Annotated in this window: 10 protein-coding genes; 6 read left to right on the top strand and 4 right to left on the bottom strand. The window is 72.9% G+C overall.

Annotation, left to right across the window (positions count from 1 at the left end; translation table 11 throughout):
- Nucleotides 1–15: 15 nt before the first annotated feature.
- The 4 genes from ABZ809_RS11170 to ABZ809_RS11155 all read right to left on the bottom strand — a co-directional run bounded on the left by ABZ809_RS11170 (nucleotide 16) and on the right by ABZ809_RS11155 (nucleotide 6,491).
- Nucleotides 16–2,490 carry an SMC family ATPase gene (locus ABZ809_RS11170; RefSeq protein WP_357562321.1) on the bottom strand — a complete coding sequence of 825 codons (2,475 nt, stop codon included), beginning with the start codon at nucleotides 2,488–2,490 and terminating at the stop codon, nucleotides 16–18.
- Nucleotides 2,490–3,638: an exonuclease SbcCD subunit D gene (locus ABZ809_RS11165; RefSeq protein ID WP_357562320.1), complete on the bottom strand. Its 1,149-nt coding sequence runs from the start codon at nucleotides 3,636–3,638 to the stop codon at nucleotides 2,490–2,492. Before ABZ809_RS11165 ends, ABZ809_RS11170 begins: the two co-directional genes overlap by 1 nt.
- A gap of 7 nt (nucleotides 3,639–3,645) precedes the next feature.
- Nucleotides 3,646–5,397, bottom strand: coding sequence for an ATP-binding protein (locus ABZ809_RS11160; RefSeq protein ID WP_357562371.1), 1,752 nt, complete (start codon nucleotides 5,395–5,397; stop codon nucleotides 3,646–3,648).
- Nucleotides 5,398–5,747: 350 nt separating this feature from the next.
- Nucleotides 5,748–6,491, bottom strand: a complete 744-nt coding sequence (locus tag ABZ809_RS11155) for a pyrimidine reductase family protein (RefSeq protein ID WP_357562319.1) — start codon at nucleotides 6,489–6,491, stop codon at nucleotides 5,748–5,750.
- Nucleotides 6,492–6,640: 149 nt separating this feature from the next.
- Here ABZ809_RS11155 and ABZ809_RS11150 point away from each other — a divergent pair, with 149 nt between their 5' ends.
- The 6 genes from ABZ809_RS11150 (at nucleotide 6,641) to ABZ809_RS11125 (ending at nucleotide 13,450) form a co-directional block, all read left to right on the top strand.
- Nucleotides 6,641–7,186, top strand: a complete 546-nt coding sequence (locus tag ABZ809_RS11150; RefSeq protein WP_357562318.1) for a plasmid pRiA4b ORF-3 family protein — start codon at nucleotides 6,641–6,643, stop codon at nucleotides 7,184–7,186.
- Between the two features lie 430 nt (nucleotides 7,187–7,616).
- Entirely contained in the window at nucleotides 7,617–8,909 is a 1,293-nt protein-coding gene (locus ABZ809_RS11145; RefSeq protein ID WP_357562317.1) for an extracellular solute-binding protein, read from the top strand.
- Between the two features lie 153 nt (nucleotides 8,910–9,062).
- The gene (locus ABZ809_RS11140) at nucleotides 9,063–10,034 is read left to right on the top strand and encodes a sugar ABC transporter permease (RefSeq protein WP_357562316.1); all 972 of its coding nucleotides are present in this window, start codon (nucleotides 9,063–9,065) and stop codon (nucleotides 10,032–10,034) included.
- Between the two features lie 11 nt (nucleotides 10,035–10,045).
- The gene (locus tag ABZ809_RS11135) at nucleotides 10,046–10,888 is read left to right on the top strand and encodes a carbohydrate ABC transporter permease (RefSeq protein WP_357562315.1); all 843 of its coding nucleotides are present in this window, start codon (nucleotides 10,046–10,048) and stop codon (nucleotides 10,886–10,888) included.
- Nucleotides 10,885–12,318 carry a GH1 family beta-glucosidase gene (locus ABZ809_RS11130; RefSeq protein ID WP_357562314.1) on the top strand — a complete coding sequence of 478 codons (1,434 nt, stop codon included), beginning with the start codon at nucleotides 10,885–10,887 and terminating at the stop codon, nucleotides 12,316–12,318. The genes ABZ809_RS11135 and ABZ809_RS11130 overlap by 4 nt, the downstream gene beginning before the upstream one ends.
- 85 nt (nucleotides 12,319–12,403) lie before the next feature.
- A complete protein-coding gene (locus tag ABZ809_RS11125; RefSeq protein ID WP_357562313.1) occupies nucleotides 12,404–13,450 on the top strand; it encodes a LacI family DNA-binding transcriptional regulator in 1,047 nt (348 codons plus the stop codon).
- The last annotated feature ends 116 nt before the right edge of the window (nucleotides 13,451–13,566 follow it).

The raw sequence follows: 13,566 nt of genomic DNA, 5'->3' as shown, positions 1-13,566 counted from the left end.
CGCGGCGGGCCCCGGTCACCGGCCGGTCCGTTCGACGCGGGCCGACCGGGCGTCCTTGCTGACCTCGAAGCGGACCGGGATGCGCTCGGCCAGGGCCGGCACGTGGGTGACCACCCCGACCATCCGGTCGCCCCGGGCGGCCAGATTCTCCAGGGTGGCGGCCACCGTGTCGAGGGTGGCCGCGTCGAGGGTGCCGAAACCCTCGTCCAGCACGATCGACTCCAGGCTCGCCGCGGTGGTCGACAACCCGGCGAGCTGTTCGGACAGGGCCAGCGCCAGCGCCAGCGACGCCTGGAAGGTCTCGCCGCCGGAGAGGGTGCGCACGCCCCGGCGCAGCCCCGCGTCGTGGTGGTCGACCACGAAGAACTCGCCCTTGTCGTGCACCAGGTCGTACTGCCCGCCCGACAACTCGCGCAGGATGCCGGAGGCGCCGTCGACCAGCAGGTCCAACGCCTCGGCCAGCAGCCACCGCTCGAAGTTGTTGGCCCGCAGGTGCCCCGCGAGGGCCCGGGCAACCCGTGCCTCGTGCTCGTAACCGGAGCGCTGCTCACGCAGCCCGCCGGCCTGTTCCCGGCGCCGCTCCAGCTCACGCAGCTCGGCCTCGGCCCGTTCCAGGGCGCGGTCGGTGGCGCGTACCGGGTCGTCGGTCGCCGGCAGGCCGGCGGCGGCGAGGACGGCCGCGATGCGCTCGCCGACCCCGGCGGCCACCGCCTCGGCCTCCGCCACCGCCGCGGCCCGCCCGGCCCGATCGGCCCGGCGGCGCTCCGCCTCCGCGGCTGCCCACCCGGTGAGGACGTCCCACGCGGCACCCAGGTCGTCCCGGTCGGCGGCCGGCGGACCGAACCGGGCCAGTCCGTCGCGGGCCGCGTCGAACGCCCGCCAGGTCGCCCGCAGCCGCTCCTCGGCGGCGTCGACCGCCGCCCGCGCCCGCCGGGCGGCGTCCCGACCGGCGCGCACCGCCGCCGCCGACTCCTCCAACGCCCTGCGCAGCCGCGCGTGGTCGTCCAGCTCGCGGCGCAGCACCGCCGGCTCGGCGGCCCCGGCCAACTGGCCGTCCAGCTCGGTCAGCCGGGCCTCCAGTTGGTCCTGCCGGGCCCGCGCCTGCAGCAGCGCCCGCTCCAGCTCCCGGGCCGCGGCGTCGCGCTTCTCCACCATGGACTGGGCCGCCGTGCTGGCGGCCCGCGCCGCCCGCCCCGCCGCCGTGGCGGCGGCCACCGCCGAGTCGGCCGGCACCGCCGGCACCGCCGGCACGGTCTGCTCGCAGACCGGGCAGGTCGCCCCGTCCCGCAGGTGCGCGCGCAGGGCGACCGCCTGGTCGGTCGCCTTCGCCTCCTCGTGGGCGCGGAAGGCGGCCTCCAGCTCCGCCTCGGCCCGCTTGGCCGCCGCCCGCGCCTGCGCCAGCGCGGCCACCGCCGCGCCGTGCTCGTCCTGTGCCACAGCGGTCGCCGCGCGGACCGCCTCGGCCTCGCCCGCCAGCTTCTCCCGGTCGGTGTACGCCCGCAGCAGCAGCCGCAGGGCGCTCTCGTTGCCGGCGGCGGCCAGCTCGCCGCGCAGCTTCTCCTCGCGTTCCTCGGCCAGCGACACCGCCGTCGTCGCCTCGTCCGCGCCGGCCCGCGCAGCGGCGACCGCCCGAGCCACCGCGGCCACCCCGTCCGGGGCGCGCACGGCGGTCAGCACACCCAGCTCGGCGTCGATGGCGGCCAGGGCCGCGCCCGCCTCCCGCGCCGCCGCACCGGCCGCCACCAGCTCCGGTACGGCGCTCGCCACCGCCTCGGCCAGCTCCCGCATCCGGTCGACCTGCCCGGTGGCCGCCGCCAGCGCCTCGTCGTCGACGTCGGTGAGCCCGGCCAGCGCCTGGTCGACCGCCTCCAGTTTGGCCTCGGCCTGCGCGGCCCGCGCGGTCGCCCGCTTCTGCACCTCCTCGTAGACCCCGAGGCCGAGCAGGTTGACCAGGATCTGCTGCCGGGTGGCCGGCTTGGCGTGCAGGAAGTCCGCGAACTGCCCCTGCGGCAGCACCACGCAGCTGGTGAACTGCTCGTACGGCAGCCCGACCGCCTCCAGCACCGCCTGCTCCATCTCGGCGGGGGTGCCGGCGACCACCTCGCCGAGGTCGTCGGGGCTGAGCCCGGTGTCGAGCTTGGTCACGTCGAAGCCGGCCGGCATGAGTTGCAGCCCGGCGTTGGCCGTCTTCACGTTGCCCCGGCCGTCCCGGCGCACCACCCGGGTCGCCACGTAGCGGGAACCCGCGGACTCGAAGACCAGCCGGACCCGCGCCTCGGTGGCCGACGGCGCCAGGGCGTTCGCCAGGCCCCGCGCCCCGCCCCAGCGGGGCACCGTGCCGTAGAGGGCGAAGCAGATGGCGTCCAGCACTGTCGACTTGCCGGAACCGGTCGGCCCCACCAGCGCGAAGAAGTCGGCGTCGGTGAAGTCGATGGTGGTCTCGTCCCGGAAGACGGTGAAGCCCGCCAGGTCCATCCGCATCGGCCGCATCAGTGGTCGACCTCCTCGAAGAGCTCGTCGAAGAGCTCCCGCACGCCGTCGTCGGTGTGCCCCCGGCTGTCCAGGTAGTCGGCGAAGAGCTGCCGGGGCGAGCGGCCCGCCCGCTGCGCCATCCGGGCGCCGCTGCCGGGGCGGGGCACCAGCTCCGGGTCGATCCGGATCTCCAGGGCCTGCGGGAGCAGCTCCTGCACCTCCTCGCGCAGCCCGGCGCGTGGCTGTTCCCGGACGAACACCCGCAGCCAGGCGTCCGGCACGTCCATCTCGGCGAGCTGGGCCAGGGTGCCCCGGACCGTGCGCAGCGCCGTCGCGGCGGTCACCGGCACCTCGCGCACCTGCGCCGCCGTGGTCGCCGTGACCTCGACGACGGTCACCGACGGCACGTTCTCCTGCTCGCCGAAGTCGACCGCGAGCGGGCTGCCGCTGTAGCGGATCGGGCAGGGGCCCTGCACCCGCTGCGAACGGTGCAGGTGACCCAGCGCCACGTAGTGCGCCGTGCCCGGGAATACCGTCGCCGGCACCGCGTAGCCCAGCACGGTGTGCGCGTCCCGCTCGCCGCCGCCGGTGGTCGCGCCCACCACGGTCAGGTGGGCGGTGACCAGGTGCACCCGGTCGGGCTCGGTGAAGCTCTCGGTCAACCGGCCCAGCACCCGGCCCAGGTGGTCGGCGTAGGTCTGGGTGGCCTCGGCGGCCGTCAGCTCGTACATCTCCACCGCGCGGATGGCGTACCGCTGGGACAGGAACGGCAACGCGGCCAGCCGCCACCGCTCCCCACCGGCGGTGGTGCCGTCGATCACGTGCTCGTCCGGGTTTTCCCGGACCCCGCCCCGCAGCGTGATCCCGGCGGCCTCGGCCCAGGGCCGCAGCGCGTCGAGGGCCTGGCCGTTGTCGTGGTTGCCGCCGATGGCGACCACGTCGGCGCCGGTGCGGCGCAGCGCCGTCAGGGCCCGGGTGACCAGTCGGGTCGCCTCCGGTGTCGGCGCGGCGGTGTCGTAGAGGTCACCGGCGACGATGACCAGGTCGGGTGCCTCGGCGCGGGCGACGTCGATCACCCCGGCCAGGACCCGCTTGTGCTCCTCGGCCCGCGACTGCCCCTTGAGGACCTTGCCGACGTGCCAGTCGGAGGTGTGCAGGATCTTCACGGGTCTCCTAGAACGGGATGTCGTCGTCGGTGCCGCCGCCGGAGCCGACCACCGCGAACGGGTCGGCGGACTGGGTGATCGACCGGAGCGTCTCGGACGGGGCGCGGCCGGCCTCGGAGACCCGGGTCGCCCAGGCCGGGAACGGGAACTCCAGGCAGAGCGGCACCGGGATGTCGGGCTGGTTGACGAACATCGTGCCCGGCTTGGCCAGCAGCGCGCGTTGCCGCTGGGCGGGCGGCAGGAAGCCGTACTCCGGGCGGGACGCCTCGGCCGGGTCGAGCCGGCCGACCACCCGGATCGCCGAGTTGGTGACGATCCGCCGCTCCACCTCGCTCGCCGTCTGCTGGGCGCCGACCAGGATCACGCCGAGCGAGCGGCCCCGCTCGGCGATGTCGAGCAGCACCTCCTTGATGGGCGAGGAGCCCTCCCGGGGCGCGTACTTGTTCAGCTCGTCGAGCACCACGAACAGCAGCGGCTTGGCGGTGCCGGCCTTCTCCTTGCGCTCGAACTCGCTCTTCAGCGTCACGCCGACCACGAACCGTTGTGCGCGGTCCGGCAGGTTGTGCAGGTCGACCACGGTGACCTGGGCGCTCTCGGCGGTGTTGATCGAGTGTGGGCGGCGGGTGGCCAGGTCGCCCCGGATCAGCCGGGACAGGTCCTTCTTGCTGCCGATCAGCCGGCGGGCGAACGCGTTGACCGTGCCGAGCCCGACCGCGCTGCCGGCCCAGTCGGAGCGGGTCTCGTCGTCGTTGAGCTGCTCGACGACATGGTCGACCAGGTCGGCGTAGGAGCCGAGCCGCACCCCGTCGATGCTCACCCCGCCGTCGGCGGGCTGGGCGTAGCGGGCCAGGTGGGCGGCGACGGAGTGCACCACCATCGTGTACTGCTGGCGTTCGTCGTCGGCGTCGGCGAACACGTAGGGCAGCAGGCGGTCGGCGCAGAACTCGCTCAGCGTCCAGTAGAAGCTGTCGACCCCGGTGAGCCGGCTGCTCACGTCCGGCGTGCCGGAGGAGTCGCCGACCCTGGGCGGGGCGTAGACCCGCACGTCCGGGAACGCGCCGGCGGCCAGGCCCAGCTTCGCGTACGCGGCGCGGGTGGCGTCGTCGAGCCGGGTGTTGGGATGGTCGAGGAAGAGCAGGTCCTCGCCCTTGACGTTGAAGATGAGCGCCTTGGCGTTGACCGCGTCGCCGCCGAGCACCCCGGAGCGGAAGACCGAGTAGAGCAGAAAGGTGGCGAAGCTCGTCTTCGTGGCGACCCCGGATATCCCGGAGATCGACACGTGGGCGCCCCGGCTGCCGTCGAGGAAGTCGGCGTTGAGGTAGACCGGCACCCCGTCGCGGCCCATGCCCATCGGGATGCGCCGCTCCATCCGGTCGAAGTGCAGCGCCCGGGCCCGGGCGTCGCCCTCCGCGCGGTGCACCACCGCGCCGGGCGACGGCGGGACGTAGAGCTCCGGGTCGACGCGGGTGGTGGTGATCTCGGCGGCCTCCTGCACCTGGGCGGGCAGGGTGCCGTCGGCGATGGCGAACACGTCGGAGTCGAACTGGGCTCCCTCGTGCCGGGCGCGCACCTGGGTGACCACCCCGGCGATCGTCACCGGCTCGCGGTCGGGCAGCTCCCGACGGGTCACCACGACGTCGTCGAGCTGGAGGTAGCTGTTGGGGGAGACCGCGGTCCAGAACTGCAGGGGAGTGGCGTCGGCGGTGCCCAGCACCCGGCCGACCTCCTCGCCCGGGCCGTCGAACCCGCCCTCGGTCATCCCGTCCTCACTCATCGAGCAACTCCGGTCGGCTGGTCGTCGCGGTCGGCACACACGCCCTGCATCCTGCCCGAGGTGTACGACAGGTTGCCACGCGACGCGGCGGACGCCACCCGCCATCGGTGGGCGTCAGCCGCTGTGTGCCCGTCCGAACACGGTCAGTCGCGCAAAACCGGACCGGACGTCGCCCTGAGTGCCGCCGTCACGCCCGCAGCCCCAAGATCGCGCTGTGCCGTGCAAATGGTGGCCTTCCAAGCTGGAGAGACCACTCTTTCCGCGAAGCAGCGCGATCTTGTGGGTGGGGGCGCGCGCGTCGGTGGGCAGGTGGGTGGGTGGAGGACAGGGGGTGGTCAGTCGCGGGCGTAGCGGAGCATGAGCACCCCGCCGGCGGCGAGGACGTGCCGCAGCGGCAGGTGGCGTACCTCGCTGGGCCCGCCGGCGGTGATCCGGCCCGGCCCGGCCCCGGCGAGCAGCGGGGCGACGGTGAGGCAGACCTCGTCGACGAGATCGGCGGCGGTGAGCGCGCCGAACAGCTGCGGCCCGCCCTCGCAGAGCACCTGGTCGAGTCCGCGCCGCCGCAGCTCGGCCAGGCCCGCCGCGAGGTCGACCCGGTCGTCGCCGCAGCGCACCACGTCGGCGACCTCGGTGAGGCCGGGCGGTGCCGTCGCGCCGGCCCGGGTGAGCACCACCGGCCGCACCGGCGCGTCGGCGAACGCGGCCTGGGCCGGGTCGAGGTCGAGCGCACCGGAGACGACGACCAGCGTCGGATACTCGGACAGGCCGTGTTCGCGGCGCCACGCCCGGCGCCGCTCGGTGAGGCGGACCGCGCGGTAGCCCTCGTGCCGCAGCGTGCCGGCGGCCACGAGCAGGGCGTCGCAGAGCATCCGCAGCAGTCCGAAGACCCGCTTGTCCGGCTCGCCGGAGAGCCCGGCGGAGTAGCCGTCCACGGAGACGGCGCCGTCGACGCTGGTCACGAAGTTCATCCGCAGGTGGGGGCGGTCGGGGCGACCGTAGAGCGCGGTGAGCGCGGCGTCGTCCATCGGTCGGGTGACCGGATTCGGCCAGAGTGCCGAAATCGGGCTTTCGGCGCTCATTCGCCGGCCGGACCGGTGACCGGAGGGGTGGGTCGGGGGGTACGGTGCTGGCAGTCGCACCAGTTCCGCCCCGGGCAGTCGTCGTGCCGCCTCGCCCGACACGCTCGGCAGATCATGCCCGCAGCCTATGCCGCGGAAGGATGGACAGCATGCCGCGTCAGATCTTCCAGCTGAAGATTTCCCTGGCCGGGGTCCGGCCGTCCGTCTGGCGCCGGGTGCTCGTCCCGGGCGGCTACACCCTGGACCGGCTGCACCGGGTGGTGCAGCACGGCATGGGCTGGCGGGACTGTCACCTGCACTCGTTCGAGATCGACGGCAGCCAGTACGGCGAGCCCGATCCCGACGGCGAGCTGGCCCTGCACGACGAGCTGGACGTCCGCCTCGACGCGGTGGTCGGCAAGGGCAGCCGTTTCCACTACACCTACGACTTCGGCGACTGGTGGGAGCACGACCTGGTGGTGGAGGACGCCTTCACCGCCGACCCGGACGAGCGCTACCCGTCCTGCCTGGACGGCGGGCGGGCGTGCCCGCCGGAGGGCGTCGGTGGCGCGGTCGGCTACCAGGCGCTGCTGGCCGCGCTGGCCGACCCGGGGCACCCCGAGCACCTGGAGCTGCGGGACTGGGTGGGCGAAAGCTTCGACCCGGCCGGCTTCGACGCCGCCCGCGTCAGCACGCTGCTGCGCCGCTTCTGCTGACGCCTGCGACGGTCGTCGCCCCGCCCTCTCCTGCTTCGCCCCCGCCCCGCCCGGCGCTGAACCGTTTCGGTCACGGCGCGACTGCGCCGTGCACCCAGGGTGCGCGGGTCGCCGCTCACCGTGCATGCCGTCGCCGGGTCTGTGTACTGAACCGTTTCGGTGGGCGGATTCCCAGGTGGCGGCGGTCGGCGCGGGGGCCCCGGCGACGCGATGTTCGGATGAAACACACTCGCGGTAACGATCTGGGAACGCTCCCATAGGCCTATTGACACTCCTGACACCCGCCGGCAATCTCATGGGAGCGCTCCCGCGAACGTGGCACGACTCACCCGCGCCCCGTCCGGTCGTCGACCGCCGGCCCGTCCGGCGCCGACGGCGCGCACCCCCCACCACACCCAAAATCCGCCTCACCACCGAAAGAGGGGTCAGGATGAGCCTCACCACGCGGCGTACCCGCATGGCGGCTGCCGCCCTGGCCGCGATCACCGCCATCGGCGGCCTCGCGGCCTGCGGCAACGACGACGACGCGCCCGCCGAGGGCGAGAAGCCCGCCAAGCTGGTCGTCGACACGTTCGGCGAGTTCGGCTACGACGAGATCGTCAAGCAGTACGAGAAGGACACCGGTATCAAGGTCGAGCTGCGGAAGGTCGCGCAGCTCGGCGAGTACCGGCCGAAGATCGTCCGGGCGCTGGCCACCGGCAAGGGCGCGGCCGACGTGGTGGCTCTCGAAGAGGGCATCCTCAACGAGTTCAAGGCCAACCCGGCCAACTGGGCCGACCTCGCCCCGCTGGTCTCCGACCACAGCAAGGACTACCTGCCCTGGAAGTGGGAGCTGGGCAAGGCGCCGGACGGCCGGCTGATCGGCCTGCCGACCGACGTCGGCAGCCTCGCCGTCTGCTACCGCCGGGACCTGTTCGAGGCGGCCAAGCTGCCGACCGAGCGGGACCAGGTGGCCGCCCTCTGGCCGGACTGGAACGCCTTCATCGAGACCGGCAAGAAGTACCGCACCGCCACCGGCAAGGGCCTGCTCGACTCGGTCACCACCGCCGCCAGCGCGGTGATGTTCCAGCAGGGCGGCGACCTGTTCTACGACAAGGACGACAACGTCATCGCCGACAAGAGCGCGGCGGTGAAGACCTCCTGGGACACCGCGGTCGCGATGGCCGACGCCAACATCACCGCCGAGACGGCCACCTGGTCGCCGGAGTGGTCGGCCGGCTTCAAGCAGGGCACCTTCGCGGCGACCTTCTGCCCGTCGTGGATGCTCGGCATCGTCGCGGACAACTCCGGTCCGGAGAACAAGGGCAAGTGGGACGTCGCCCCGGTGCCCGGCGGGGCCGGCAACTGGGGTGGCTCCTGGCTCGGCGTGCCGACCCAGAGCAAGTACCCGAAGGAGGCGGCGAAGCTCGCCGAGTACCTCACCAACGCGCAGAGCCAGGTGGCGGCGTTCAAGCTCAAGGGCCCGCTGCCGACCAACCTCGAGGCGCTGAAGAACCAGGAGTTCCTCGGCTACACCAACGAGTACTTCAACAACGCGCCGACCGGCAAGATCTTCGGTGACAGCGTCGCCAAGATCCAGCCGCTGCACCTCGGCCCGAAGCACCAGGCGGTGAAGGAGAACGCGTTCGAGCCGGCGCTGCGCTCGTACGAGCAGGGGCAGGCCACGAAGGACAAGGCCTGGGAGCAGTTCGCCAAGGACGCCAAGACGCAGGGCGCCTTCTGACCCACCTCGTCGCCAGGTGGCGTCCGGGTCGACACCCGGGCGCCACCGGCGCCGTCCCGCTCCGTACCCGGACGCCACCGGCGCCGTCCCGTTCCGCGTAACAGCGCCTGAGCGTCGGCGCGCGCCCGCGCCGACGCCGGGAAAGGACCCCGCATGAGCCTCTCGGCCACGACGGCGCCGCCGTCGCCCGCAGCACCGCCACCCCGCCCGCCGTCGCGGCGCCGGTCCCGGTCGCACTCGCTGACCCGCCTGGACCTGAAGTACTCGCCGTACCTGTACATCGCGCCGTTCTTCGTGGTCTTCGGCATCTTCGGGCTCTACCCGATGCTGCGGACCGCCTGGATGTCCCTGCACGACTGGAACCTGATCGGCGACCACACCTTCATCGGGTTCGACAACTACGTCGCCCTGGTCAAGGACGAGTACTTCTGGAACGCCACGCTCAACACCTTCGGCATCTTCCTGCTGTCGACCATCCCGCAGCTGCTGCTCGCCCTGTTCCTGGCGAACCTGCTCAACCGCACCTTCCTGCGCGCGCGCACGTTCTTCCGGCTGGCGATCTTCATGCCGAACGTGGTCTCGGTCGCCGCCGTCGCGATCGTCTTCGGCATGCTCTTCCAGCGCGACTTCGGCGTGGTCAACTGGCTGTTGAGCTTCGTCGGCATCGACGCGATCGACTGGGACGCCGAGCGCTGGAGCTCCTGGAGCGCCGTCGCCTCCATGGTCAACTGGCGGTGGACCGGCTACAACACCCTGATCCTGCTCGCGGGCATGCAGGCCATCCCGCGGGACCTGTACGAGGCGGCGGCGCTCGACGGCGCGAGCCAGTGGAAGCAGTTCTGGCGGATCACCCTGCCGATGCTCACGCCGACCTTCGTCTTCGTGGTGATCCTCTCCACGATCGGTGGCCTCCAGCTCTTCACCGAGCCGCTCGTCTTCGCCAACGGCAACATCATCGGCGGCGACCAGCGCGAGTTCCAGACCCTGGCGATGTACATGTACGAGCTGGGCATCGAGAACCTGAACACCGCCGGCTACGGCGCCGCGGTCGCCTGGGCGATGTTCCTGATGATCGCCCTCGTCTCGGGGATCAACTTCCTGCTCGTCCGCCGCACGGTGAAGTGAGGACCGCCCAGATGAACTCGGCATCCCGGCGCCTGTGGCGCACCAGCCCGCTGACCTACGTCGCGCTCGTCCTGGCGACGCTCTTCTCGATCTACCCGTTCTACTACATGGTGGTCATCGCCACCCGCAGCCTGGACTCGATCAACGACGTCCCGCCGCCGGTCACGCCGGCCGGGTCGTTCGGCGACAACTTCGGCCGCGTGCTCGACAACGAGGCGGCCAACTTCCTCACCGGCCTGCTCAACTCGGTGATCGTCTCCGGCATCGTGACGGTCTCCGTGGTGATCACCGGCTCGCTGGCCGGGTTCGCCTTCGCCAAGCTGCGCTTCCGGGGCCGCAACGCCCTGCTGCTCACGATCATCGTCACCATGATGATCCCGACGCAGCTCGGGCTCATCCCGCTCTGGGGCATGATCCAGGACCTGAACTGGTTCGACACCCTCTACGCGGTGACCGTGCCGTTCCTGGTCAGCGCGTTCGGCGTGTTCATGATGCGGCAGTACGCCACCCAGGCCATCTCCGACGAGCTGATCGAGGCGGGCCGGGTGGACGGGGCGAGCACCTTCCGGATCTACTGGAGCATCGTGCTGCCCGCGCTGCGCCCGGCCGCCGCCGTGCTCGGCCTGCTCACCTTCATGGAGACCTGGAACTCGTTCCTGTGGCCGTACGCGGTGCTCACCTCGGAGAACCCGACGCTCCAGGTCTCGCTGGCCTTCCTGTCGTACGCCTACTACACCGACTACTCCCAGGTGTTCGCGGCCACGGCGATCGGCACCCTACCGTTGGTGATCGTGTTCATCGTGTTCGGCCGCCAGATCGTGGGCGGCATCATGGAAGGCGCCGTCAAGTCGTGAGCAATCCCGCCCGTCCGCCCGCCGTCGGCGTCCTCGACGACCGCCCACCGCTGACCTTCCCGCCCGGCTTCCTCTGGGGCGCGGCCACCGCCGCGTACCAGATCGAGGGCGCGGCGGCCGAGGGCGGCCGGACCCCCTCGATCTGGGACACCTTCAGCCACACGCCCGGCCGCGTGGTCGAGGGGCATACCGGCGACGTGGCCTGCGACCACTACCACCGCCTCGGCCCGGACGTCGCGCTGATGGCCGAGCTGGGACTGAAGTCGTACCGGTTCTCGGTCTCCTGGCCGCGGGTGCAGCCCGGCGGCTCCGGCCCGGCCAACGCCGAGGGGCTCGACTTCTACCGGCGACTCGTCGACGAGCTGCTGGCACACGACATCGAGCCCTGGCTCACCCTCTACCACTGGGACCTGCCGCAGCCGCTTGAGGACGCGGGCGGCTGGCCCGCCCGGGACACGGCCGCCCGGTTCGCCGACTACACCACGCTCGTCGCCGACGCGCTCGGCGACCGGGTCCGCTACTGGACCACGCTCAACGAGCCGTGGTGCTCGGCGTTCCTCGGCTACGGCTCCGGGGCGCACGCGCCGGGCCGCTCGGACGGTGCGGACGCCGTCCGGGCCGGGCACCACCTGATGCTCGGCCACGGCCTGGCCGTGCAGGCGCTGCGCGCGACCCGGCCGACCGCCGAGGTCGGGGTGACGGTCAACCTCTACCCGGTCACCCCGGCCAGCGACGCGCCCGCCGACGTCGACGCCGCGCGGCGCATCGACGGGCTGGCCAACCGGTTCTTCCTCGACCCGCTGCTGCGCGGGTCGTACCCGGCCGACCTGCTGGCCGACCTCGCGGGGGTCACCGACTTCGGGCACGTGCGCGACGGCGACCTGTCGACCATCTCCAGCCCGCTGGACCTGGTCGGGGTCAACTACTACAGCCGGCACGTCGTCGCCGCCCCGGTCCCCGGCGCCGAGCCGGAGCCGTACTGGCGGGCGCCGTCCTGCTGGCCCGGCAGCCAGGACGTCCGCTTCGTCACCCGAGGCGTCCCGGTCACCGACATGAACTGGGAGATCGACGCCCCCGGGCTGGTGGAGACGCTGCGCCGGGTCCACGAGGAGTACACGGACCTGCCGCTCTACGTCACCGAGAACGGCTCTGCCTTCGTCGACGAGGTGGTCGACGGGCAGGTGGACGACGCCGACCGGCTGGCGTACTTCGACGCCCACCTGCGCGCCTCGCACGAGGCGATCGAGGCCGGGGTGCCCCTGCGTGGATACTTCGCCTGGTCGCTGATGGATAATTTCGAATGGGCTTGGGGCTACACCAAGCGGTTCGGGATGATCTACGTCGACTACGACAGCCAGGTGCGCATTCCCAAGTCCAGCGCCAGGTGGTACGCCGAAGTGATCCGACGTAACGGTCTGGCCGCACAATAGGCGAGGGCCAGCCATCAACGGGCGGCCCCGGCGCCACCCCGTACGGGGCGGCGCCGGGGCCGGTCCGCCGTCGGAGGAGCAGACAATGACAACGCAGCGCACCCGGTCGCTCGGGCGCCCGACCCTCGACGCCGTCGCCGCCCGCGCCGGCGTCGGTCGCGGGACGGTCTCCCGGGTGGTCAACGGCTCGCCCCAGGTGAGCCCCGAGGCGCGCGCCGCGGTGCAGCAGGCCATCGCCGAGCTGGGGTACGTCCCGAACCGGGCCGCCCGTGCCCTGGTCACCCAGCGCACCGACTCCATAGCTCTGGTGGTCTCGGAATCCGGTGACCGGGTCTTCACCGAGCCGTTCTTCGCCGGCATCGTCCGGGGCGTCAGCTCGGGGCTGCTGGAGACCCCGTTGCAGCTCTGGCTCGCCATGGTGCAGTCGCCGATCGAGCGGGAGCGGGTCGAGCACCACCTGACCAACCAGCACGTCGACGGGGTCCTGCTGCTGTCGCTGCACGACTCCGACCCGTTGCCCACCCTGCTGGAGGAGCGCGGCCTGCCCACCGTCCTCGGCGGTCGCCCGGCCCGGATGCTGCAACCCGGCGCGCAGCCGGCGTACTACGTCGACGTGGACAACGTCGGCGGTGCCCGGCGGGCGGTGCAGTACCTGGCCGGCCGGGGCCGGCGGCGCATCGCCACCATCGCCGGACCGCAGGACATGGGCGCCGGCCTGGGCCGGTTGACCGGCTACCGGGAGGCCGTCAAGGCCGCCGGGGGCGGGGTCAACCCCAACATGGTCGCGTACGGGGACTTCAGCGAGGGCAGCGGAGCGGCCGGGATGCGGCGGCTGCTGGAGGCCTGCCCGGACCTCGACGCCGTCTTCGTCGCCTCGGACCTGATGGCGTTCGGTGCGCTGCGCGCGCTGCGCGAGGCGGGCCGTCGGGTGCCGGAGGACGTCGCCGTGGTCGGCTTCGACGACGCCGCGATCGCCCGGCAGTCCGAGCCGCCGCTGACCACGGTCCACCAGCCGGTGGAGGAGATGGGCCGGCAGATGGCCCGCCTGCTGGTCAGCCGCATCCGCGGCGAGGAGCTTTCCTCTCCCCACATCCTGCTCGACACCCAACTCGTCGAACGCGCCTCCGCCTGACCTACCCCCACCCCGGGCCCTCACCCTCCTTCCGCCCTCACCCCCACGCCCCCACGCCTGGGTGCCCACCCCGAGCCCCGAGCCCCGAGCCCCGAGCCCCGAGCCCCGTGCCCCGA

It is taken from the genome of Micromonospora sp. NPDC047074, from assembly GCF_040643815.1.
In the GTDB taxonomy this organism is placed as follows: domain Bacteria; phylum Actinomycetota; class Actinomycetes; order Mycobacteriales; family Micromonosporaceae; genus Micromonospora.
The sequence above is the reverse complement of the archived record's forward strand: the minus strand, read 5'-3'. Positions and strand labels throughout refer to the sequence as shown.

Excerpts from the sequence above, each read along its gene's own strand:
- ABZ809_RS11160 (WP_357562371.1), bottom strand. The coding sequence starts at position 5,397 with ATGACCGAGGGCGGGTTCGACGGCCCGGGCGAGGAGGTCGGCCGGGTG.
- ABZ809_RS11145 (WP_357562317.1), top strand. The coding sequence starts at position 7,617 with ATGAGCCTCACCACGCGGCGTACCCGCATGGCGGCTGCCGCCCTGGCC.
- ABZ809_RS11140 (WP_357562316.1), top strand. The coding sequence starts at position 9,063 with ATGAGCCTCTCGGCCACGACGGCGCCGCCGTCGCCCGCAGCACCGCCA.
- ABZ809_RS11150 (WP_357562318.1), top strand. The coding sequence starts at position 6,641 with ATGCCGCGTCAGATCTTCCAGCTGAAGATTTCCCTGGCCGGGGTCCGG.
- ABZ809_RS11125 (WP_357562313.1), top strand. The coding sequence starts at position 12,404 with ATGACAACGCAGCGCACCCGGTCGCTCGGGCGCCCGACCCTCGACGCC.
- ABZ809_RS11135 (WP_357562315.1), top strand. The coding sequence starts at position 10,046 with ATGAACTCGGCATCCCGGCGCCTGTGGCGCACCAGCCCGCTGACCTAC.
- ABZ809_RS11155 (WP_357562319.1), bottom strand. The coding sequence starts at position 6,491 with ATGAGCGCCGAAAGCCCGATTTCGGCACTCTGGCCGAATCCGGTCACC.
- ABZ809_RS11170 (WP_357562321.1), bottom strand. The coding sequence starts at position 2,490 with ATGCGGCCGATGCGGATGGACCTGGCGGGCTTCACCGTCTTCCGGGAC.